Here is a 22,864-nt window from a genome sequence, read left to right as displayed (position 1 = left end):
GTGGTGGTGGAGCAGGCTCACGGACATGTTCACGGTGGTAGACGTCCCATCCACCGAAGCCGGTGTTCACGAGTACCCCCAGCCCAGCCGGAACGACCGAGCCGCAGGTCTCGCACTCCCCCTCTCTCTGATTGGGGCGTATCGCGGACATGTCAGACGTGGTGCCGTCCGGATCGAGTGTCGGGGCGTGAGCCGGGTGATAGGTCACCCAGCCACCCCACACACTCCGGAGCAGAACCCCGGCCTCTGCCGGAACGTCTGCGCCGCACCGGGCACAGCGGCCCGCGTATTGGTTCGTCCGTACCGGGCTGTTCACTGCCTCGCCTCGATGAAGATCAGACTCCGCGGCAGAGCAGGGTGGGTGTTCTCGTCGCCCAACACCGGTGCCTCAGTCATCGGCTGCGGTAAGAGCTGTGCCGCACGTTCGGGGGAAAGGTCCCACTGCAGGGCGACCATGATCAGGAATTCCATCTCCTGGAAGTCGTCGGTCGGTTGGCCGGTGGCGCCTTCAGCAATGGCGACGGCGAGATTTGGTACGCCCGGGTCTCGGACCGCTGTGCCCGTGTCGATTTCGCTCTGCACCCGGAGGGTCAGGGTGCCGAGGAAGTCCACGATCTTACTGATGACCAGGTCTCCGGGACGGAGTTCCGTGATGATGCGATGTGTCTCCTGGAATAGCGTCGCGGCCTCGTCGGCGACGCTCTGGTGCAGTGGAGCGATATCCCGCAAGGTCGCCAGGTGCGCCAGACCAGAGAGGCATTGGAGAGCCTGATGGACGTCGATGACCGCGTTGGTGAGCGGGGTCGGGTGGGCCTCAGGGAGGGCCGCACTCCAGGTGTCGAAGAGGTCGACTCCCGGCCACAATGTGGTCTGGAGCTGCTGGGTCAGGAGGCGGACCGGTCTGCCGTCGATGAGGGGCATGAGGAGGACGGGTCCCCGGTATCCCTGCGACACATAATCGTGGTGCATCAAGGCGCTTAGTTCGTCCACCGCCGCTGACCATCCGATGACGTCATCGAGGTACACGCCCACCGCCGACTCAACAGCTGGCCATTCCATCGCGTTCGGATCGGCGGGAGGGCGGGTGAAGAGCTGAACGGAGAGTCCCTCGGCCTCAGCGTCGGCTTGGAGCTGTTGCTGTGCGGCGGGCGCTCTGGCGTCGGCGGCGGTGCGGGCAACGTCCGCGGCCCGGGCGAGAGCGAGGCCGGACGGCCCTGATCGTGCCGCGGTCCTGATGGCCTGTAGGCCGAGGGTGCCCCACGTAAGCTCAGCGAGAACGGCGTGAAGGTCGGTGAGAGCCTTCGTCAACTGGTCCAGGACAGCTGGCGGTTCTTGGTCGACGAGGTGCCATTGCTCCTGGTCCCGCACGCCCAACGCGCTATTCCTCAGCGAGTCTCGGACGTACCCGGCGAGTGATCTGTACTCCTCGGGATCGACGATCCGTCGTGTCAGATTGTCCGCGATCCCGTGTGCGAGCGATTGCAAGTGGTCCGCTCCGCCACCCGGGACCGCGTCATCGGCAGGCAGCGAGGACAGGTGGGTATTGTCCATGGGCAGTGTCAGCGCGGTGGCCTGCTTATACAGGTCGGCCTGCACCGTCTTGAGCAAGGCGACGTCCCGGGGCTGGCTGCGTCCGGTGAGCCAGACTCGGGTCAGATCAATCAAGTACTTGTACAGCTCGGGGAGCAGGGCGCTTGCCGCAGCGGTCCTGCTGGTCCGGTCAGTGGTGCCGGCCAGGGTGGTGGCGATCAGGCTCTGCGCGCGAGTCCATGCCACCTGGGTGGGTGAGCGATCGTACTGACGCTCCAGACGGCTGATCCCAGCTGTGAAGTCACCGAAGGTTTGGGGAATGCCACCGGGCAGAAGGCTCTGAACGTCCACGCTCTCGCAGTGAGTGAGGCAGCGCAGCAGGATCCGCCCGAAGGTCCGGATCGCTTGTTCCGCCTCCGGCTGAGCCCGATCGGACACGTGCAGAAGACGGGCGTACGCAACCTGTCGGCCTTCCCGCTCTACGACGGATACCTCGTACAACCACGGAAAGTGGGCTCTCAGTCTCGTCAGAACAGCCTCCTCTCCGCCCACGAGTTCCAGCAGGCTGTTCGCCAGATCCAACGACACGGCTCGCGCCGCTGTGAGAAGGTCCCCCAGCGACTCAATCGATGAACCGGTCAGCAGTCGGCCGAACGGCGAATCCGCGAGTGTTGGAGCCCAGTTCGTAAGATCCAGGTCTGTTCCTGTCAGGACGGCCAGGACCCTCTGTGTCTCGGTCGGTTCCGTACACTGGGCGAGAAGTTGGGCCAACTGGGCCGTCCCGAGCCGTTCCACCAGGGTGTCGCGCAGCGGCGAGCTCAGCGGAAGGTACGCGCGGATCTCGGCTGTGGCCGCCGCGATCTCGGGTTGCAGGTCGAGGAGCGGATCCCCGTCGAGCAGCGCGAGCTGCAGAAGGGTTCGACGGTGGGCGAGCGCTACTTGATGCCGGTCGAGGATCTGCTTCCAGTCGGTGGCGCAACGGGTGAAATCGACCAGTCGGAGCGCCTGGAGGACGCCGGTGACCGCAGCCGTTCCGTGCCTTTGTCCAACTTCGACAACAATCTGGTCCAGTACGACGGCATCGAGGTCGGGGCACTCCGTGAGGACGCCGGCCACGAACGGCTGGAGTTGTTCGTCCGTCAGCATCCGTATGACCGCGACGACAGTTTCGTCGAGTACGGGTGGCGGTACCGCGTGTACGGCATCCGCCAATCTGCCCGAGCGCAGTTGGTGGAGCCCGGACAGATGCCCGAGCCGCTCGTGAACGAGGTGCTCGTGGACCAGACGCGAGAGCGCGGCGCGGAGTTCCACGTCCTCAATGCCGAGTTGTCGCTGGAGCGCCCGTACCGGCAGATCGGTGCCCCATCGATGGGCCACCGAGATCCTGGCCAGAATGTCGAGTTCTGTCTGTCGTCCTTCGACTACCCGCCGGTCGACCTGCTCCGACAGAACGTCCGAGAGCCGCCTTCCTTTGGTGAGAAGGTGAGTGAACTCCAGAGTCAGACCGTCGGCTGCCTCGTATGCCTCCCGCCAGTGCGGTGTCGTCGTGGCACCGGAGGCGGTCAGCCCGGTGTGGATCTCCTTCGCGACGTCCTCGTCAAGTGTCACCGCGATCTGCGTACACCTGGCCCGGCTCCGCAGGGGCAGCAAGTCCTCACTGCGGACAGAACCCAACAGCAGGACTCCGGGAATCGGGGCGAGTTCTCGCTGAAGGGCGTCCCAAGCCTCGGCCGAGCCGATCCCGATGCCGTCCACCACGAATCCGACCGGCGAGCGCGTCGAGGGTTTCAACGCTCTTGCCAGCCGCACCAACGCGGCGATGTCCCCGTCTCGGAGACGCCTGATCCGATACCAGAGCACATGCCTGGTCACGTAGGCGGCCGTCCACATGACAGTCGACTTGCCCACTCCCGACGGGCCGACAATGAGGATGCTCTCTTCGCGGTCGATCGCCGTCACCACCTGGCCGGTCAGAGCCTGCCTGGGTGCGGGCAGGCCGGCTGCGATGTGGCCGGGCTGCACGTCGATGCCTTCGTAGAAGCCGGTTGGCAGAAGCGGTCGGTCGAAGTCCACCGGCTCGCAGGCCCCTGACGACAAGGCTTCTTCGAGTGGCTCGCGATCGATGGTTTCCACGACCTCCTGAGCGATGCGCTCGATGCTCGTTCGCGTGAGCCCGGCCGCCTCACCCAGACTTGCCTCTGCGTTGGCATCCGCTTGGCTTGCCACCTCGTCGCGTAGGGCCAGCACAATAGGTTCGGCGGCCCCAGGAAGCAGCCCGAAGCGCTGTACCACCGCGGCCCGGGTTTCCTCTGCCGCAGCGCCCCATGGCAGCACGTAGAGGCTGACAGCCTCGCACCAGGCGTCGATCTCGTCCCTGTCCAGACCGGCGTGTGCAGCCTTCGTGGCGAATTCCCGCAGCACGGGATGGCCTGTTGGGAGAGCGCTCAACGGACGATCCCAGTGGGTGAACAGCTCTCCTGCCACCGGCCGTTCGAGAATGAGGATCGCGCGATCAGTCACTCCCGCCGCTGCCCGCTTGGCATGCGCCTTGGCCATGGCGACGAGGTGCCCGGCCACATCAGCAGCGGTGAAATCACCGACCCGTTCCTGACGTGATTTTACTTGGACATGCCAGGGTGTCGGGCCCTCGCAAGAGAGGTCTTCAAACCCCTCCGGGACAATGCGATCGATGGCGAGCCGGCCGGACAGGACCCGGCCGCACAGCCATGCTCCGACGGCATCCTGGTAGTGAAACCCTCGACCGGCTCGTGCCCCCGATCGTGTCTGCGTCCACAGGGATTCAGCGGGTCCACTGGTCGGATCGCCTCGTCGTACAGGTACGACGGGCCGCCCTCGTCGCCCTTTATTCCTACTGGCCATCTAGGAAGCATGGCAGTTCGGTCTGACAGGCGAGGTGACCTGTCCAGACAGCTCTGCTGCGACACCTCGGAAGCGGAGAATTTCAGGCGGGCGCATCAAGAGGTACCAGCGTCTCCGGTGGCGCAGCACTGCGGCGGCGCGGAACCCAGGAGGAGCCACTGGCGTCCCAACCCTTCCAGTCGCTGAAGGGCGGTGTGAGCGGATGCGATTGCTCGGTATCCGCGGGTTGACCTCTCCACGACCGCGAGATGCGGTGATGCCAGAAAGTCGAGTGCGCTCGTCACCTCGTTAGCGTCCGCGCGTTCCCTACACCGTGCCAGCGCATCGTCTGACTCACGCGCCCCGCTAGTGCTGTCGTACCCCCCACCTGCATCCCCGCCAAACGGGTTCTCGTCATCAGCACGATGCAATGCTTAGACCTCCACGGCACTGCTGCGGTGGCCCCGTCGTTATCCGGCAACCAACCCTGCTCGCAGCCTCCACAGTGATCCTTGCCGTGTTGGTAGCCCAGGCTTGCCGTGATGCCCTTTCAGCAGCAGAGGCACGGACACCACGGAAGGTTCAGGCATATGCGTTTGCGGCAGTGGCAAGATGACGGACTACGGCGGTTCTTGGGGGTGAGCCGAGACTTTCTGGTAGTGGCCACTCCAGGGGCAGGCAAGACCGCGTTTGCCCTGCTCGCGGCGCAGGCCATGATGGATCGGGGTGAGATTGGTTGGATTACCGTCGTTGTTCCAACCGATCATCTGAAAGGGCAGTGGGCTAAAGCCGCCGCCCGCCAGGGAATCAAACTCAATCCCGTCTTCACCAACGCGAAGAAGAGAACAGCACCGGACTACGACGGCGTGGTTACGACCTACCAGTCTGTCGCAGCTGATCCAGGCGTCTGGGATGGAATGTCCAACCAGCCGAGTCGTCCATGCCTGGTCATTCTGGACGAGGTACACCATGCTGGAGACTCTGAACACCTAGCTTGGGGTCCGGCACTTCTTACGGCATTCGGTGGCGTGCACCGGCGACTCATGCTGTCCGGTACTCCCTTCCGAACTGACGCAAAACCCATCCCATTTCTGCGCTATGACGAGGAACGGCGTGTAATTCCCGATATCAACTATGACTATGGCATGGCTCTGCAGGACCAAGAAGTGGTTCGCCCGGTGGTCTTTCCGGCCTTGGACGGCGAAGCCAGGTGGCGTCTTGCGTCCGAACATGCAGTGTCGAGGAAGCTCTCCGAGACCGATCCCAGGACTATCTCTCATGCCCTGTCTGCAGCGCTTGACCCCGGTAAGGATTGGATTCCGTCGGTTCTGCGTCGGGCCAACGACGAGCTGTCACTGATTCGGCAAGACACCCCTGACATCGGCGGTCTGGTTCTGGCGAGTAATCGTCAGCATGCCCGCGCGTATGCCGAGATCCTCCAGGAAATTACCGACGAATCAGCCACAGTCGTTATCTCGGATGCCCCCAGTGCATCCAAAAGAATTTTCGAGTTCGCAGCCAACTCCTCCCGCTGGATCGTTGCAGTGCAGATGGTTGCTGAGGGTGTCGATATCCCGCGATTGGGCGTGATCGTGTATGCGACCCGCACTCGAACAGAGCTGTTCTTCCGTCAGGTCGTCGGCCGGTGTATCCGTCGACGAGGTGATGACGATGAGCTATGCGCACGTGTATTCATTCCCACAATCCAGCCGCTCCTTGACCCGGCCGCACGGATTGAACTGACTGTGCAACACGTGCTACGCGATGAAGAGGACAGGGTTAGAACTCGCCAGGCCGTAGGAGAATCTGCGGCTGCCAGCGAAAATCCACCTCCTGCATTGCCGCGCCGGCTTGAGGTGATTGGCTCATCACAGTCCGTGCATCCGTACACCATTAATAGTGGTGAGACATTTGGTGAAGGAATCCTTCTGAACGCGCGGCGTCTAGGCCGGGAAGCCGGGCTTCCTGCTAGTGCTGAACCTTCTGCCATCGTCCGTCTCATGCGTTTGGCAGGTAACCGAATCGGCGATGGCAGGCCCTGGCCCGTTGTTAAGGAGCAAACGCTCGCCGAGCGCAAGAAAGAGCTAAGGGCCGTGGTGAACCGTAAAGTTGGACACCTGGCCGTCCTGACTCGGCAGCCTCACCGGAATATTCACCTTCGTCTGCATAGCGAATTCGGGGAGGGTAACATTGAGCAGGCAACGCTGGACACGCTTAACGAGCGGCTGATTCTCCTTGACGGCTGGATCGACGAGGCAAAGTCGCCAGGTGGCCAGCAAGGAGAAATCTGGCCTTCAACGTAAGCATCATCCGAGGAGCATGCTACTGAGCTTAAACATGAGTTGTCGTAGCTGCTGACAGGGTCCGATCCTTGCAGCGCATCGTTTAAGCGAAGGCGAGTGAGCGGAATGCGTTGCGAACCCGGGTCAGTGGTTCGCGATCCCGGCTGTATAAGACAGAAATGGATCACTCAAGCAGTGGATGAACAAAGGTCACGGCATGAGTGACCTCTCCACTCTCCGAAACCTCCTCAGAGAACACGAACCTACTCTGCATGCTGCCGTCCACTGCCGGCGAAGAAGGGGATTCTTTCACCCCTGACCATCGATCGAATCCAGGGGCCTTCTGGGCAGCAACTTCATTAATCACCGCACCGAGGTTCAAGGAGGGAGCGCTGTCGACCCAGGTCTCAGTCCACCCTCCTTGAGGGAAGTCTCTCGGATCTCCAGAGCGTAGGTGCTGGCGCATCGACTCCAATACACAATCCTCGACAGTGCGAGCAGCCTCCCGATTCGGAACGAGGCACCGATCAATCAGGACACCGCCCCGGGATATGTGGGCAGCGACGCGGTCATACACCCTCGGCTCGCTATGCGTGATTCCGACCTTGATCAGCCCAAGGGGTGGAAAGTGGATCAGATATACCCAGTGAGGGAGATCCGGGTCGATCCCCTCTGTGCACCGCAAGCAAGGAGGGGCGCCAGCAGCGAGCGCGCAGATGGAGACCTTCCTGCTCGCACCACAGTCGGGCTCAGCACAGTGCGCAGAGACTGGATCCGATAGCTTCGCATACCCGTCGTGCTCTCGAATCAATCCGTACTTGCCATAGAACTCGTTTTGCCAACCAGTGAACTTTGACGTGAAGCATGCATGGCAATGCGTCCATGGCTTACTCCTACTCGAAAGTATGTGGACGGCGTTGAAGGTGTTCGGGGCAGCACAGAGTACGCACATGACATCGATCGACTCCCAAACTTCCCCGATACGGCTGACCATTTGACTCTCGGGAAGCGTCTTCCCAGACCCGTCCACCATCTCAAAACCTGCTTCGCGGACCATTCGGGCCACGTCCCTCTGGTCCATCAGCCAGTGCTCTGGGTCCCGCGCCAGACCGTCCTCATACATGCGGCGACCGACGCACCAGTTGCAGAGTTCAATACTTCGCGACTGGATCTCCTTGTACGGAATCGCCCCGGGCCTGCCACAGGTCTGGCACCGGTAGTTCCTCGGGGCCCCAGGAGATACAAAGGTCCCCTCTGGATCTACCTTGAGCGCACGGTAGATCGCATCGATACACTCAACACAGCGTCCTGGCTTGCCTTTGCGATTGGCACTCTCATTCTTGCCACACCTGGAACAGGGTCGGACTGCCATGGGACCCCCTTCAGCACGATTGCCTCTACGAGGCTACGGGCGGGCACTGACAACAGGCCGGGGTAGCCATCCTCACCTCTCAGCGATCCCTTCACCGCGCGTGGTCAGCTCAAAGGGGGCATCGCGGACGGATGACCTTGTCGGTGGACTACCGCCCCGGACCTACCCAAGCCTCCCGACGCCTACGCACACCAGGCCATCTGACGTGCATTTTTCATGATGCATAGGGCCCAATGATGTGGGCGACCTTCAGGGACTCCGGCTTCAAGGTCAGGTCAGTCTCCTCGTACAACTCGCGCACCACAGTCTCAGTGATGGGCTCGCCGGGTTCGCTCTTGCCGACGGGCAGGTCCCACATGCCCTGGGCGAACTTGGCGTTCTCACTGCGCTGGAGGAGGACGACGCGGTTGGTGGCTTTGTCGTGGACGATGACGGCGGCGACCAGCAGGATCATGGATTCGAGGAGGGCTTTGGGCTGGTCGTCGGTTTTCCACTGAGCCACGGCTGGTGTCCCTTCGTCGCTCGCAGCCAGTTGTGAGGCGCGGTCCGCCTCAGAATGGCTGACTGATCTCTTCATCCTCGTGACCTCAACCTCCGTGTAACTACTTGCAGTTGGAGTCGCCTTCGAACCGGCGGCGTGAGTCGGTCCTCTGTCTCAGTCGAAGGCGAGCTCGCGGAAGGCGTTGCGAATCTCCGTGAGGGGCTGGCGGTCGCGGGTGTAGTAGAGCTTGTTGGTCAGCAGTGCGGCCCAGCGCCCCTGGTCGGGTGAGATCCACATGCCGGTTCCGGTGAAGCCGTAGTGCACCCAGACATCCTGGGTCGGCTTGGTACCAGGAGCCGGGTGCCAGAACAGGCCGCGTACGGGCTCCAGTTCACCGGTCTGGATCGTCAGCGACTCAGTCGCCCAGGTCGACCCGAAGCCGGCCTGCTCAGATGCAGAGGTGCCACCCAGCATGTACCGCAGGAAAGCGGCGAGATCGTCGAGGACGGTGAAGGCGCCGGCGATGCCGCACACGCCGCCCAGGAGTCGTGCAGAGAAGTCGTGAGCGACGCCTTTGAGGTGAGTGTCGGTGTCCTGGTCGAGTTCGGTCGGCGCACACCGTGCGGCGATCTCGGAGGGCAGCGGCCCGAACCGGGTGGTGTTCATACCGAGCGGCTGCCAGATCCGCACCGTGGCAAGTTGGTCGAGGCGCTGGCCCGAGAGGTGTTCGGCGAGGAAGCCGAGGATGAGGGCAGCCCGGTCGGTGTACTCGACAGCCTCTCCGGGCTGGCGGTGCAGTGCTTCCCTCAGTACGCCGTCGCGGATGTCCTGCGGGTCGCTGCCGTAGAGGTTCTTCAGTTGGGCCCGCAGGGGGACGCCGGCCATGTGGGTCAGCAGCTGGCGGGCGGTTACCGATCCGAGCGCCTGGCCTTCGACCTCGGGCCAAAAGGTGCCCAGAGGAGAGTCGAGGTCGAGCTTGCCTTCTTCCCAGAGGGAACCGATGGAGGACCACACGGCGAGGATCTTGGTGAGGCTGGCAGCGTCGAAGACGGTGTCGGGCCGCATCGGCACGTCCGGTTGCTCGGGGTCGAGGACCCCTGTGGTGCCGTGAACATGAGTTCCGGCGGCGTCTCCGACGGCCCATACAGCGCCGGGGTAGACCTTGTCGCGGACGCCTTCACTCAGGAGCTGTTCGATGCGGTCGGTGCGGTACGTCATGGTCTCCCTGTTCGCAGTGGGCATCCCGTCGGTCAGCGTAGTGACGAGGGTGGGATGAGTGGAGGAACGGCGTGCTGAGCTGCCCTCATGGCAGGCCGGTTACCTCCTGTGCCGAACGGTCCCGTTTCTGAACCTGCTCAGGAGAGTTGGTGGCCGAGGTCGATGAGGGCTTGCGCGGAAGTCGAGAGCGGGTAACGGGTGGCGTTCGCGTAGCCCGCCTGCCGCAGCGCGGAGAGCAGGCCGGGAGAGGTTCGCAGCCGATCCAGATCGCGGGCGAGGGCGGCCGAGTTGGTGAAGTCGGTGGCTACGCCGGTCGCGGCGAGGGCCTCGCTGAGGCCCGGTACGGGTTGGTAGAGGACGGGCAGCCCACAGGCTTGGGCCTCCAGCGCGACCAAGCCCATGGCCTCCAAGGTGGTGGACGGCATGACCAGTACGTCGTGCTCGGCGAACGTCTTCCACAGTTGTGGACGGCGTAGCCACCCGAGGTAATGGGCCCTCACGCCAGCCCGTTGCAACAGCGGGGCCAGGGCGTGGAATTGGGCCCGGGGCGCGGCGATGCTCAGCTCGACACCTGGCACAGGGGCCAGGCTCTTGATCAGGGCCGCCACGCCCTTCTCGGCGGTCAGCCGTCCTGCGTACAGCAGTCGTAAGTGGCTGGTAGAGACGCGGGTTGGCCGGGGCGGCGGAGCGGTGAGTAGGTGGTCGGGGATGCCCCAGGGGATGTGGGTGATCTTCCGACGGTCGATCTGCGGCGCGAGCTTGAGCAAGCGGTCGGCCATTGCCTCTGTCGGTACGACGATGGCGTCGGCGGCTCTCGCGGTCTCGCGCAGGACGCGGAGTTGATCGCGATGGGCCTCGGCGAAGATCAGGTCGGTGCCGTGGACCAGAGCGATGCGGGGATGCAGAGGCAGGGCTCGGATCAGGGCTGGGGTGGCGCCGAAGGTCAGGTGCTGAAGGTGCAGGACGCCGATCTGGGTTGGGTCGATCGCGGCCGTGAGCGCCCTGCGTAGGGCTGTGACATAGCTGCCGAAGGCCGGGCCTTCCAGGCACTTGCCGACCACGGGCAGCAGGTCGAGCCCAGCGGGGAGAAGACGCCTCGGGTTGGACGAGCCGAGCATGAACGCCCGTGCGGGGATGAGGGGGCACTCGCCCGTGTAGAGGTCGAGGAAGAGTTCGACGCTGCCGCCCGGACTTCCGGCGGGCAGGTCCAGCAGGGTGGCGGCCAGTGGCCCGGCGGCTGGGCGGGGACTCACAGGACTCCTCCGGGGATCTCCTCGTAGAGGCGGGAGATGTCGATGCCGTCCGTATCCGCGTACTTGGAAAGCTGCTGCTGGTAGCTGGTCGGCGTGCCGAAGGCGGTGAGGAAGACGAGCTTGCCGAAGGTCATCCCCGGATAGACCCGGACGGGCTTGGCGGCGCGGATCTCCAACGTCCAGCGAATGGCGTGGCCTTGGTGGCCGAGCGGGGCGGAGACATGGACCCAGATGCCGAGGGTGCCAATGGTCCGATCGCCGTTGAGCATCTGCGCGTACGTCTCCGAACCGGTCTTCTCCAGCGTGACACCGAGGTAGAGCACCTCTGGCTTGAGCACCAAGCCCGTTGCGGGGATGACCTGTTCGACGAACGCGGTGGGGGCGGCGGCGTCCAGTTCACCGGCGCAGACGCGAAGAGTGTCGCCGAGCCGCCAGTCGTAGGCGTTCGGGGAGAGACGGGTGGGATCGTACGGCTCGATCGTGATCTCGCCAGCCTGAAGGGCGGCTCTGATCGCGGGGCGGGTCAGGATCACGAGGCGACTGCCTTCACCGGAGCGACGTCCCGCCAGTACCTCGACGGCTGCGGACCTGTGGCGGCCTGGTACTTGCCTTGGTAGGGGTCGATTTCACCGGTAGAGACGAAGAACATGATCTGCGCGATCTTCATGCCGGCGTACACCCGTAGCGGACGGACTGGCGAGAGCATCAGCGTCCACTGGCCGTGGAAGCCGATGTCGCCGATGGGGGCGGTGATTTCGACGAAGAGGCCGAGCCTGCCGACCGAGGAGCGGCCGAACAGCAGCGGTACGAAGGAGTTGGAGCCGACCTGTTCGAGGGTGTGCCCGAGGTACAACTCGCCGGGTTGGAGCACGTGTCCGTCCGTCCCGATTTCCATCTCACGCGTGAGGTTGGGGCGGTAGGAGTCGATCACGGCGTCGGCGTAGGTCAGCAGGGTGGGGCCGAGGCGGACGTTGTAGCTGTTGGGGTTGACCTGCTCCAGCTCGAAGGGGTCGATGGTCAGGCGACCGTCGCGGGCAGCGGCGGTGATCTCGGGGCCGGTGAGAATCACTGCTCGCCTCCCTCGGTGGCGCCGCCGGGCAAGGTGGCGGCCAGGACGCGGCGTACTGCTTGGCTGAGCCGGAGCCCGACTTGATGTGTTCGGCCGCCCAGATGGCTGTCGGCGAGGTAGTCCGTCGTCAGCACGCTGTTCATCGCCGACGGAAGAGGCGTGGGAGCGATGACCAACGGGCCCACGCATTCAGCGAGTTGCGTGAGCAGCTTGTCGTGGTCCTGGGCGTGCTCGTCAGGAAGGACGGCGTGGACGAGCTGGTTGTCGAAGGGCTCGATGGCCAACAGGTCGCCGAGGGTGAGCACTTCGCCGAGCGGTACGGAACGGAGCGCGGTCTCGTTGAGGATCACCGCGTCTGCGCCGAGGCCGAAGTGGAGTCGACCGGCGATCTCTCGCAGCAGACGGCTTCGGTCCAACTCCCCATTGCGGTGGGGCTCGTTCACGGTTCCGAGCGGACTCGCCAGCTTCCGGCTGAAGAGGGAGATCTTCTCCCGCACCGTGGCGAGGTCTCCGGGAACTGCGGTGGCGTTGGGAAAGGTGCATGTGCGGGCGGCCCAGCCGCTGCCGCCCGGTTCTGCGGTGGCGTAGCCGACGCCGAGTTCGCGTCCCTTGACGACCAAGGTGTTGCCGATGCGCACAGGGCCGTAGGTGTCGCTGTGGCAATGGCCGGCGAAGATGACGTCCGCGAACGGGCAGGCGGCGGCCAGCTTCAGGTCCTCCTCGAAGCCTGAGTGGGACAACACGATCCAGGCGTCGGCTCGGTGGTGATTCTCCAGCATCACCTCGCGCAGGGCGTGAGCCGGGTTGGTGACGTGATGGCCGTTGCGATCGCGGGTGGGGATCGTGTTGAACGCCTGGGGGCCGATCACCGCCGTGATGGCGACCCGTTGGCCGCCGATCCGCTTGATGCGCGCGCGGTCGAAGAGCGGTTTGCCGTTGGTGTCGGAGGCGTTGGCGCACACGGTCATCTCGTGCAGCCCTGGTTCGAAGTAGTGCGGCCAGCCGTGATTTCCCGGCGCGAGCAGGTCGTACAGGCTGGTGAGAATCTCGCGCTCGATCCGCCCCTTGCCGAAGCGGTAGTAGCCGCTCCCTTCGAAGAAGTCGCCGCAGTCCACGATCAGGCTCTCGGCCCTGGCGGTGTGGAGGTGGGTGAGCATCGGCGTGGCCACGTCGAAGGCCGAGTGGACGTCGGTCGTAGCGATGATCTTCTGTAAGCGTCGGCTCATGGGGTGACCTCGCAGATGTCGGCGCCAAGGGCGTGCAGTTTGGTGGGCAAGTCGGCGTGTCCTCGACGGAGTTGGTCGAGGCCGCCCAGCGTGGTGACACCGCGTGCGGTGAGGCCGGCGATGAGCAGGGCCGAGCCTGTGCGGATGTCGGTGGCCTCCACTCCGGTCCCGGTCAACTGCTGCGGGCCGGTGAGACGGCACTTGGTGGGCGACAGGTCGTGGATCTCGGCGCCGAGGCGGGCGAATTGGGGCAGTAGGTTGCCGTGGCGGCCGGGGTTGATGGTGTCGGAGAAGAGATGGGTGCCAGGGCGAGTGAGGGACAAGGCCATCAAGGACGGTTCGAAGTCGGCGTCCAGGCCGCCGGGGGCGAGGGAGGCGACGGCTCGTAGCGGCCGACTGGTGGTCCGGGTGTCGTGGGCTTGGATGGTCAGTACGTCGTCGTCGGTGCTCGCCGGCACACCGAGCTGCCGCAGAGCACTGACCAGGGGAACGACATCGTCGCCGCGTACGCCGCAGATACGTGCCTCGCCGCCCGTCACTGCGACGGCACAGGCCAGCGTGCCTGCCTCGATCTTGTCGCCGGGCACCTTCCAGGCGATGGTCTCCGTGGGAGCGGATGGGGGCGGCGCGAGCGAAAGAAGAGACTCGCCGGCCCGGCACTGCCATCCGGCCAGCCGTAGCGCCTCTACGACGCTGAGGACTTCCGGCGAGAGGTTGGGCCCTCCCAGCCGCAGTGGCCGTCCGGCCACAACGGCGCGCAGGACGGCGGCGATGGTCGCGCCTCGGGAGCGGAAGGGCAGCACGATCGAAACCGTTCCGGTCAGTCCGGCGACTGCTTCCACGAGGTAGCCCCGGTCGTCGACGGTCGTACGGTCGCCGAAGCGCTCGTAGACCGTGAAGTGTTGTTCCATGCCGCGTTCGCCGATCCGGCATCCGCCTGGCCAGGGAAGTCGGGCTCGTCCGTATGCACCTAGCAGCGCTGGTACGAGGTAGTACGAGGCTCGGATACGTGCGGCGGTCTCGGGGTCGGGCCCCGCTTGCGGGCTGTCGCTGGGCAGGATGACCGCGGTGTGCGGATCGGAGACGGGGCGGGCCGTGTGCCAGCCGGACTGCTGGAGCAGGGTGAACATCGTTTCGACGTCGGTGTTCGCCGGGACGTTGCCCAGGTGCACTGGGCGGTGCATGGCCGCGGCGGCGGCCAGAAGTGGCAGGGCCGCGTTCTTGGACCCGTCGACTGTCACGGACCCGGTGAGAGGGGTGCCAGGTCGGATGGCGACCACTTCGGCGGCGATTGGGGGGATCCGTACGGCTGTCAACCGTCAACTCCTTTGCAGGGGAAGGCATCGTGAGGGCTGGTCCGGGCCGCTGACCTTGAACTCGGCCCAGCACCGCTTGCCGGACGGCAGCGGGTCGATCCCGTGGCGGTCCGCGAGGGCGGCGACGATGAACAGGCCCCGTCCGCCTTCCTCGTCCACGTCCGGCAGTCCGACCTGTGGGGCCTTGGAGCTGGCATCGGTCACCTCGATCAGCAGGCGTTCGTCGTTCAGGCGAGCGCCGGCCGAGATAGGGCCGTGGCCCGCGTGCCGTACCGCGTTGGCGAGCAACTCCGCGGCGACCAGCTCCGCTGTCTCCAGGAGTTCCTGATCGAGAGAGGCGTCCCAGGCCCGTATCCCGATGGCGAGTTGCTGGCGCGCGGAGCTGGCGGCAGCAGGTGTGCCGTGAACGGGGAAATGGATCTGATGCGCTTCCATGAGCGGCCTCCTGGATCGGTGTGGCAGCTCCACGCAACCGCTTCGGAGGCAAGCTGGACCACGCCGTGTGCCGTCGCTGCATCACTTATGCAGGAGCTGCATCGCGGTCAATTGCCGCTCGGTTACGCTCGGTTGAGCAGGCAGGATCGGCGACGGCGGAAGGGGCCGTGGCAGATGGCCGAAGCACACAGCGAAGCAAGACGGATCGGTGAAGCGATCCGTCAGGCACGGGTGTTACAGCGGCGCTCGCAGAAGGATGTTGCCGCCGCGCTCGGCTACCACCAGTCCAAGGTGAGCCGTCTGGAGAGCGGACGCGGCACGGAGGACATCCGCGTCCTGCGCGCCGTAGCCCAGGAACTCGGCATCGCGCCGCACCAGTTGGGCCTCGCCGCTTTCCCCGATGCCTCCGCCGCCGATTCCGAGACAGAAGACATGCACCGCCGTACCTTCCTCGCCGCAAGCATCGCGGCGCTCGCAACCCCGGCTGCCTGGGCCGCCGCTCACAACGACCTGGTCCAGGCGCTCCTACCCGGCTTGAGCCCGGCGAGTACCGGCACCGTCATGGACACGACGGTTCTCCGCGAACGGGTCGGAACGGCCCGCAGGCTCTTCTACACCTGCAACTACACGGAGCTGGAACGCATCCTGCCCAGCTTGATCGCCGATCTTCGGACGGCCTCCGCCGGCACGCTGGACAGCGACGTGCTGTCCGCACTCCTGGCCACGGCCTATCAGACCTCAACCAGCCTGCTGCTGAAACAGCACGACCATGGCAACGCCTGGCTCGCGGTCGGTCGTGCAATGGCCGAGGCCGAACGCTCCGGTGACCCGGTGGTCCTCGCCTCCAGCGTCCGCGTGCAGGCCCACGTCCTGGCCCGCGAGAAGCACACCACCCAGGCCGTCACCCTCGTCCGGCATACGGCCGACCAGCTCACCGGCTCCTACGACCGCCGCTCCCCGAAGTACCTCGCGGCCGTAGGGCTGTTGCTGCTGCGGGGCGTGACTGCGGCCAGCGGCGGTGGCGACCGCGCGGCCACCGAGGAGTTCCTCGTCGAAGCCAAAGAGGTTGCCCAGTACGTCTCCCTCGACCGTCCCGACGCCTGGGCCAACTTCAGCCCCACCAACGTCGCCCTCCACGAGCTCAGCGCTCTGGTGGCCTTCGGCGACGCGGGCCTCGCCCTGCAAGCGGCCCGCCCGCTCATGCGCCGGCACATCCCCGTGCCCGAACGGCGGGCGGCCCTGTGGGTGGAGACGGCCCGCGCCTACAGCCAGCAGGGCCGCCTCTCCGACGGCTATCAGGCCCTGCGGATCGCCGAGACCTGCGCCGCCCAGGACGTCCGCCGCCCCGCGGTGCGCGACCTTGTCGCCGACATGGCCGCCCGCGACCGCCGTCGTACCCTGCCCGAACTGCACCACTTCAGCCGCCAACTGGGAGTCCCTGCGTGACCGAGCCGACCGCTCCGGAGAAGAAGCCCTTCCTGTATGTCGTCGTGTGCGCGTGCGGCATCGCCGACGACGTCGGCAAGCTGATCACCGCAGCGCAGGAACGGCACTGGGACGTCGGTGTCGTCGCCACCCCACAGGGGCTGGGCTTCCTCGACGCCGAGGCGGTCGAGGCCCAGACCGGCTACCCGATCCGCTCGGCCTGGCGAACGCCTGGCGAGGCCCGACCGCTGCCGCCTGCGGATGCCATCGCCGTTGTCCCGGCGACCTTCAACACGGTCAACAAGTGGGCTGCCGGCATCTCTGACACCCTCGCCCTGGGCATCCTCTGCGAGGCATACGGCATGGATATCCCCACGGCCGTACTGCCGTACTTGAACATGGCCCAGGCCGCCCACCCCGCGTACCAGCAGAGCCTGGCTCGGCTGCAGGAGATGGGCGTCCTGATCGGCAGCTACGAGCCCCACCGGCCCAAGGCCGGCGGCGGAGCAGACCGCTTCCGCTGGGAGGAAGCCTTGGATCTGCTGGAGCCCCGGCTCTCCCGGTAACCGCAACCAGGGGTGATCAGGACCCAGGCAGTAGTGCCATAACGGTGGACTGGACGAGTTGGGCTGCGGCCAAGAGGTTGGGGAATCCGCCGCAGCGCTCGACGAGGTTCTGGAGCATGTAGCGCAGGGTGCCGGGGTCTCGTTCGGGCTCGTCCAGGCGCGGGGTGATCATGGCTAGGTCGCGCAGGGCGGCGTCCACCTCGGGGTACTGGCCGCGTAGTTCTTCCAGGCGCCGTCGAAGGTCGTCGATGCTCTCGCGAGCCTTGTCCACGGCTTCGTTGGTGATGTTGTTGGTCTGGCTGACGTTCTGCGAGAACGCAGCGGCTTGGGCGGGTCCGGTCATGTTGCCGGTGTTGATGATGCCGAAGTTGGGTCCATTGGGGGCCGGGTCGGGCTGGCGGCGAATGGCCATGTGAGGCTCCTGGTGAGGGCGCGGGTCAGTTCTTCTGGGAGGGGTTCTGGGAGAACGGGGCAGCCTGTGCGGGGCCGATCATGGTGCCGCCGTTCATGACGCCGAAGTTGTAGATCGCAGTGGCCTGTTGCTGGTAGGCGGCGATGTCGACGTTGTGGTCGCGCAGGAAGATCTCGGTGGAGTCGAAGACGCGGCGCTGCATCATCTGCACGTAGTAACGAGCGTCGTCATTGGTGTGCATGTCCTCGATCCAGCGCACGCTGTAGACCTCGCGGAGGCTGACCGGCCCGCTGCCCGTGTCCAGTTCGGGGCGTTTGCGGGCCGTGCGGCGTATGAGCCGGTCGAGGCCGATGTAGATGTCGCCGAGAGCGTTGAATGCGGTGCGGCCTAGCCATCTCAGGCTCCGCGGGTCGGCGGGCTTGAGACCGGCGACCTTCGGGTTGAGCGGGGCCATGATGTGCGGCCGGACGGTGACGCGCAGAAAGCCGCCCTGGTAAGCGAGGTGAACCAGGACGGCGGCGATGAGTTCGCCGTTCCAGGCGGTGACCCGGGCCCAGATATAGCGGCGGGCGATCTCCTCAACGGGCTTGTCGCCAATGTTGTCCTCGGCGAGGGCGTGCAGGGTGCGCCAGGCGTTGTCGTCGATCTGGTCCCAGCGCTTGTAGTGGATGCCGGCGATGCCGATGACCTCCATGCGCGGGATGGGGTGATCGCGGTGATGGGCGGGTGCCGGGTCGTCCAGTCGGCGCGCGACATGGGTGTGCAGCTGGGCCACGGTGAAGTGCTTCAGCGGCTTGCGGGCCACTGGCTTGTTGTGCTGAGACAGGGCATCCAGAACGGCTTTTGCCACCTCGGCCATGTCGGGCTGGCCTTGGCGCTGTGCCGGCGAACCGAATCCCGAAGGCAGCCCGGTGTCGTCATCTCCCGCATCCTGGTTTTCGGGGGCCGGTTCGACGTCGATGCCGATGACTGCAGGCGGCCATGCCTGAAGACCCGCTCCGAGAAAGCGGTCCCGATCGCCGCTGTCGCGGCGCTCGCGGAGATACGGCAGAGCGTGCGCCTGAACGGCTGTCGGAGCCGCATGCAACTCACCAGCCAACAAGGCGTTGAGGCGCGTCTGTGCCAGGTAGCGCTCGACCAGGTACACGCCCCACACCCCGACGACCAAGGTGAGGGCGGCCCATCCCACCGTCAGACTGCCGGCGATAGCCTGCCAGACGACAACCGCGACCACCGCAGCGACGGCCCATCGCCGTTTCCGCATATGTCGTATGGCGCGGTCCGAGGCTTCCACCACGGGTTCCTGGTGGAAGCCGTACACCGGCACCGGCCGCTTCGACTTCTTGATCCTCCGCCGAACCCAGACCGCGTAGTCCTCACCCACCACGACCGACGGCGGTACCGGCTCGGAGGAACCGGCGGCCTTCTCCGCCTCCTTGGGAGGAAAGAGCCACCGCAGCCGCTTCTTTACGGCTGCTTTCAACTTCTTCCAGAGTCGGGCCAGTTCGGCGCGCAACACGGCCAGCCAGTCCGTACGGGCGAAGGCCGCAGCGCTTAACCGGCGGGTGACTCCCTCGGTATAGACCCCATGTTTGATCACTTCCCGCGCATCAGCCGCAGTCCCCAACGGCACCGCTGGTGCCGAAAAGACAGACTGATGCTCCCCGTAGGACAAGTCCCCCACCCCCGTGTCTCCGATGCCCCACCGCGACACCTGAATACGGCGGACGCAGAGGGGCATCGTCCTCGCGCATGGCAAGCGCTGCCATACCGCAAACCCGCACAAGCAGCGCACTGGGGCATTCGGATCGAACAATGACCGAAAGGCGCCTCCGTGTTGTGGGGATACCGACGGCACAGGTGGCGTTCCGCCGGAACCCGGGTATCGGGCCTCACCGGGAGCGCCCCCGTGCCTGTGCTGGGTGTTGCGGGGCTGGAGCGACTGCTGTCATCGGAACCGAAGCGCCGGTGTGCTGTGCGGCGGTGCTGCGGGCCTGTGCTGCTCGGGCTCGTGGGCTGGGTACCGACCGTGCGCTGAGGCGTTGGATGCGCCACGTCAGGACCCGTGCAAGGGAGTCGGCGTCGTCCAGGGCGCGTTGGTCGGCGGCCTGGTGGAGGAGCTGCTGCGGATCGTGGCCGGCTGCCTCGGCCTCGGCGAGGACGGCGGTGAGCGCGCCGAAGGCGGGGTCTTCGACGACTTGCTCGGCATGGTCGGGGACAGCTCGGCGCAGATAGTAGATGTGCCGGTCCACAGTCTGCTGCGGTGGTCGGCGTTGGACGAGGGCAGCCAGCGGTACGGCGGCTGCTTGGTTGTAGGCGGCCTGGAGGTGGACCAGGGTTTGGTGGGCGGCGGCGACCTGCTGGTCGTGGTGGCGGAGTTGGTGCCAGCGGGCAGCGGCAATGACGACGAGGATCGCGGCGTCGAGGAACATCGCCAGGGCGGCGCCGTCCTTTGGGGCGGGCTCTCGGAGCATCGCGCGTACGGCGCCGCGCAGGGCTCGGGCGTGGTGGTGATCGGCGCGGATGCGGGAGCGGGTGGCGCGTTCGAACGCGGTGGCCGCTTCTCGGAGTTGGTGGCGCACAGTTTGGGGTGTGACGAGGGGAAGGGCGTCGAGAGCTTCGCCGAAGGCGGCGAGGTGACCTTGGGAGGCTTGGTCGTCGGGTTGGTCGAAGTGGTGGGGGATGCGTTCGGCTGCGGCGGTGGCCTGGTGCCAGGGGTTGGGCCTGCGCCTGCCCGCCTGTCCGGTGGGCTGCGGTCCCATGCTCGCCAGGCGTTCTTGGATCTTGGGGAGGGACAGGTCCGGGGCGAGTTTGGAGCCGGAGTACCAGATGGGGCCCTGGGCGTCGTCCGCGATGGCGACCTTGTATCCCCGTACGTCGCCTGAGGGGAAGTGCACGACCTCGACGAGCACGCCGTCGAGGTGGCCGAGCAGGTCGACGAACTCCTCGATGGCGGAAGCGGCCGCCACGGCGGTGCGGACGGTAGTGCGCAGGCGTTCGCGGGCGGTCTTGTCGTGGCCGGCGCGGCGGGCCTTCTCCTGTTCGGCGCGGGTGGGGCGTTCGGCGGCGGTGCGATCTCCGCGGACGACCTGGAAGAGACCGTATTCCTTCTCGATGGCGGCGAGTTCGTGGTCGGCGGTGAGGTAGTCGTTCCAGTGGCGTGCGGTGCGCAGGTCGGCGCGGACCTTGGTGGCGGCGATGTGGATGTGGTCCGGCGCGTGGCGGACGGCGACCCAGCGGCATCCGTCCGGATCGCCCTCGGGTGCGATGCCAGTGGCCGCGACGACGCGGCGGGCGATGTGGGCCCACTCCTCGTCGCTGAGGTGGCGGTCGGATTTGGCGGCCCGGATCGAGCAGTGCCACGTGTGCTTCTCGGGCGCGCGGCCTAGTCGCCGGGCCTGTTTGACATGCAGGTCGAGGTCGGCCACAAGGAGCCTCTTAGCAGCGCCGAAGTCGTCGGTGCGGCCAGGGTCGGGGGCGAAGCCGTCCCAGGAGGCGACCAGGTGGGGGTCGGTGTGGTCCTTGGCCTTCTTCGTGTCGAACAGGTACCGGATCAGACCGGCTGTGTCCTTGCCGCCGCTGATCTTCGCGATCATCGGGCGGGCTTCTTGGCGACGGCCTGCTTCGCGGCAGACGCAATGTGGCGGACGGTGGCGCCTACTGCGTCCAAGGTGGGTTCTACCTGGGCCAGCACGGCGTTGTCCCCAGGGTGTGGATGGCCGCCGGAGTGGAGTTTCTTGGCGATCTGGTTGATGTTGTGGCCAATCCTGGCGACCTCCCTGCGCAGGGCGGTCAGTTCGTCGATGTAGTCGTCGAGCGGCGTGCGCTGGCCGGGCAGGGCGAGGTCGCCGTGAAGGTGGGCCATGACAACGGCGCCGACGTAGTGGGCGCCGGCGATGTTCAGGGACCGGGCCTTGGCGAGGATCGCGGTCTTCTCGTCGGTGCTGTAGCGCACGTCGACGCGCTCTTTGCGCTGGACGGGTTCACGCTGACGGCGGCGGGCGACGCGGTGCAGCGCGGCGGCATCAGCTGCTCGCGTCAACGGATCGGCGGCGGTCTCGACGAGCTTGTCCTCCCCGGGCACCCCCTGGTGCCCGAGCTCCTCCGCCACCCCCGGGGCGGAGGCACCCTCGTTGGACCGACCCTTGGACGGTCCAACGGGATACCTTGCTGGCTGGGGTGCGGTGGTGGTCATCTCCCGCTGAGTAGTGGGGAGTTCGTAGCCCGGGTCATGCATGAGGGAGTTCTCCGTGGCGCGTTTGTGGGGCGGGAAGCTGTGGACTCAGAAGGCGCGGGCAGGTGCCCTGTCGCGTTCGGCCTGCCGCTGAGAGGCGGACTCGTCGAGTTCGGTCTGCAAGGCGTCCTTGACCTTTTCCGCGTCGGCCCTGCCGATGGACAGGCCCGTGCCCCGTATCGCCGCTTCGATGTGGCGGCGCGAAGCACGGCCTCCCCGTCCGAGTGGCGCGGTGCGGGCGATGGCGAGGAACTCCTCGGAGACCGTGCCGGACTCTTGGTCTTCCGGCTCGTCCGAAGGATGCGGAGGCGCCGGCAGATTGGTGGCAGCCTGCGCCATGTCGGTGTGCCGGTCCGCCACTTGGAGAGCGGCTGGCTCCGGCTGACCGGCACTGTCTTCCGCAAGTTCGACGATCTGGATGCCGTTGTGGCTGCGGTCGGCAGAGTTGTGGCGTTGCGCGGCGCCGGAGGGCTCGGCAACGAGTTGGTGGATCTGCCGCATCAGGACACCGAAGGCCAGCAGCGCGGCGGTGGGGGGGACCGCCGCGACCACGTAGTCGAGCATGGGCACAGTGCCGGTGCTACCCGTGCCGCTGACGCCCGCCACGTTGAGTGCGATGGAGCCGACCGATCCGGTGGCGGTGAGGGCGATGGCCCACCCGTCGGTCGCTTGGCGCAAACCGGCGCGGAGCATGAGCAGTTCGCCCGCGACGATGAACGCGTCCAGGGTCGCTGGCCAGGCCCACTGGCGGGCCGGGGAGTTCCTGAGCCCGTGTTGTCCGGCGACCTCGGCGAGATGCGCGTACGAGAGCCAGAACCCGCCGGCCGTGAGGGCCACGATGACCAACCCTGCTGCGATGAGCGTGAACCGCTCGGCGGCCTGCTTGGTCGTGGTCGGTCCTCCCTCGTCGAGGCGGTCGTCTCGGTTGCTGGAGGTGGAGAGGTTCGTCAAGCGGGGTGCTCCTGGGCGTTGGCGGTGTAGTCCGTCTTTGCCGTCTTGGCCGTTGCAAGCGCAGGTCAGGGCAGGTACGGCACGAGGTTTGGTCTGCCGTCCCGGCCGATGCCGGAGGCGTTCTCCGACCAGTTCGGCCGGGACGGCGTGGTGGTGGTGGGCCGTCCCGGCGGCTGACACCCTGACCTGCGGCGATACGGCGGGGACGCGCGGGACGGCACAAGACGGATCGGGA

General features: G+C 66.1%; 16 protein-coding genes and 1 pseudogene. 3 read left to right on the top strand and 14 right to left on the bottom strand.

Going from position 1 to position 22,864, the window contains the following annotated elements; translation table 11 throughout:
- Positions 1 to 312: 312 nt before the first annotated feature.
- Positions 313 to 4,086 carry a hypothetical protein gene (locus tag ACFWP5_RS04010; protein WP_384149772.1) on the bottom strand — a complete coding sequence of 1,258 codons (3,774 nt, stop codon included), beginning with the start codon at positions 4,084 to 4,086 and terminating at the stop codon, positions 313 to 315.
- A gap of 845 nt (positions 4,087 to 4,931) precedes the next feature.
- On the opposite strand from ACFWP5_RS04010, the gene ACFWP5_RS04005 reads away from it, so the two are divergent.
- A complete protein-coding gene (locus ACFWP5_RS04005; protein ID WP_383640520.1) occupies positions 4,932 to 6,692 on the top strand; it encodes a DEAD/DEAH box helicase in 1,761 nt (586 codons plus the stop codon).
- 1,583 nt (positions 6,693 to 8,275) lie between these two features.
- Here ACFWP5_RS04005 and ACFWP5_RS04000 read toward each other — a convergent pair.
- From ACFWP5_RS04000 to ACFWP5_RS03965, 8 genes and pseudogenes are all read right to left on the bottom strand, one after another.
- A pseudogene (locus tag ACFWP5_RS04000) lies at positions 8,276 to 8,545 on the bottom strand (NUDIX domain-containing protein); the annotation flags it as partial.
- Positions 8,546 to 8,698: 153 nt separating this feature from the next.
- A complete protein-coding gene (locus ACFWP5_RS03995; RefSeq protein WP_384150068.1) occupies positions 8,699 to 9,742 on the bottom strand; it encodes a serine hydrolase domain-containing protein in 1,044 nt (347 codons plus the stop codon).
- A gap of 137 nt (positions 9,743 to 9,879) precedes the next feature.
- Complete coding sequence (locus tag ACFWP5_RS03990; protein WP_384149769.1) at positions 9,880 to 10,995, bottom strand: glycosyltransferase family 4 protein; 1,116 nt, start codon at positions 10,993 to 10,995, stop codon at positions 9,880 to 9,882.
- Positions 10,992 to 11,528: a deoxycytidine triphosphate deaminase gene (locus ACFWP5_RS03985; protein ID WP_384149766.1), complete on the bottom strand. Its 537-nt coding sequence runs from the start codon at positions 11,526 to 11,528 to the stop codon at positions 10,992 to 10,994. The genes ACFWP5_RS03990 and ACFWP5_RS03985 overlap by 4 nt, the downstream gene beginning before the upstream one ends.
- A complete protein-coding gene (dcd, locus tag ACFWP5_RS03980; RefSeq protein WP_384149763.1) occupies positions 11,525 to 12,064 on the bottom strand; it encodes a dCTP deaminase in 540 nt (179 codons plus the stop codon). The genes ACFWP5_RS03985 and dcd overlap by 4 nt, the downstream gene beginning before the upstream one ends.
- The gene (locus ACFWP5_RS03975; RefSeq protein ID WP_384149760.1) at positions 12,061 to 13,290 is read right to left on the bottom strand and encodes a bifunctional metallophosphatase/5'-nucleotidase; all 1,230 of its coding nucleotides are present in this window, start codon (positions 13,288 to 13,290) and stop codon (positions 12,061 to 12,063) included. Before ACFWP5_RS03975 ends, dcd begins: the two co-directional genes overlap by 4 nt.
- Positions 13,287 to 14,570: a UDP-N-acetylglucosamine 1-carboxyvinyltransferase gene (locus tag ACFWP5_RS03970; protein ID WP_384150065.1), complete on the bottom strand. Its 1,284-nt coding sequence runs from the start codon at positions 14,568 to 14,570 to the stop codon at positions 13,287 to 13,289. The genes ACFWP5_RS03975 and ACFWP5_RS03970 overlap by 4 nt, the downstream gene beginning before the upstream one ends.
- A gap of 39 nt (positions 14,571 to 14,609) precedes the next feature.
- The gene (locus tag ACFWP5_RS03965; RefSeq protein WP_352183483.1) at positions 14,610 to 15,041 is read right to left on the bottom strand and encodes an ATP-binding protein; all 432 of its coding nucleotides are present in this window, start codon (positions 15,039 to 15,041) and stop codon (positions 14,610 to 14,612) included.
- Between the two features lie 174 nt (positions 15,042 to 15,215).
- Here ACFWP5_RS03965 and ACFWP5_RS03960 point away from each other — a divergent pair, with 174 nt between their 5' ends.
- Complete coding sequence (locus ACFWP5_RS03960; RefSeq protein WP_384149756.1) at positions 15,216 to 16,487, top strand: helix-turn-helix domain-containing protein; 1,272 nt, start codon at positions 15,216 to 15,218, stop codon at positions 16,485 to 16,487.
- Positions 16,484 to 17,032 (top strand): flavoprotein, encoded by a 549-nt coding sequence (locus ACFWP5_RS03955; protein ID WP_384149753.1) that lies wholly within the window; start codon positions 16,484 to 16,486, stop codon positions 17,030 to 17,032. Before ACFWP5_RS03960 ends, ACFWP5_RS03955 begins: the two co-directional genes overlap by 4 nt.
- 16 nt (positions 17,033 to 17,048) lie before the next feature.
- Here ACFWP5_RS03955 and ACFWP5_RS03950 read toward each other — a convergent pair whose 3' ends face one another.
- From ACFWP5_RS03950 to ACFWP5_RS03930, 5 genes are all read right to left on the bottom strand, one after another.
- Positions 17,049 to 17,444 carry a hypothetical protein gene (locus tag ACFWP5_RS03950; protein WP_384149750.1) on the bottom strand — a complete coding sequence of 132 codons (396 nt, stop codon included), beginning with the start codon at positions 17,442 to 17,444 and terminating at the stop codon, positions 17,049 to 17,051.
- 25 nt (positions 17,445 to 17,469) lie between these two features.
- On the bottom strand, positions 17,470 to 19,119 hold the full coding sequence (locus tag ACFWP5_RS03945) for a hypothetical protein (protein WP_384149747.1): 1,650 nt from the start codon (positions 19,117 to 19,119) through the stop codon (positions 17,470 to 17,472).
- A gap of 217 nt (positions 19,120 to 19,336) precedes the next feature.
- Positions 19,337 to 21,040 (bottom strand): relaxase/mobilization nuclease domain-containing protein, encoded by a 1,704-nt coding sequence (locus tag ACFWP5_RS03940; protein ID WP_384149744.1) that lies wholly within the window; start codon positions 21,038 to 21,040, stop codon positions 19,337 to 19,339.
- Positions 21,037 to 21,681 (bottom strand): MobC family plasmid mobilization relaxosome protein, encoded by a 645-nt coding sequence (locus ACFWP5_RS03935; protein WP_384149741.1) that lies wholly within the window; start codon positions 21,679 to 21,681, stop codon positions 21,037 to 21,039. The genes ACFWP5_RS03940 and ACFWP5_RS03935 overlap by 4 nt, the downstream gene beginning before the upstream one ends.
- A 45-nt stretch (positions 21,682 to 21,726) precedes the next feature.
- Positions 21,727 to 22,629: a DUF2637 domain-containing protein gene (locus tag ACFWP5_RS03930; RefSeq protein WP_384149738.1), complete on the bottom strand. Its 903-nt coding sequence runs from the start codon at positions 22,627 to 22,629 to the stop codon at positions 21,727 to 21,729.
- Positions 22,630 to 22,864 lie beyond the last annotated feature (235 nt).

It is taken from the genome of Streptomyces sp. NPDC058469 (genome assembly GCF_042721125.1).
In the GTDB taxonomy this organism is placed as follows: domain Bacteria; phylum Actinomycetota; class Actinomycetes; order Streptomycetales; family Streptomycetaceae; genus Streptomyces.
The sequence above is the reverse complement of the archived record's forward strand: the minus strand, read 5'-3'. Positions and strand labels throughout refer to the sequence as shown.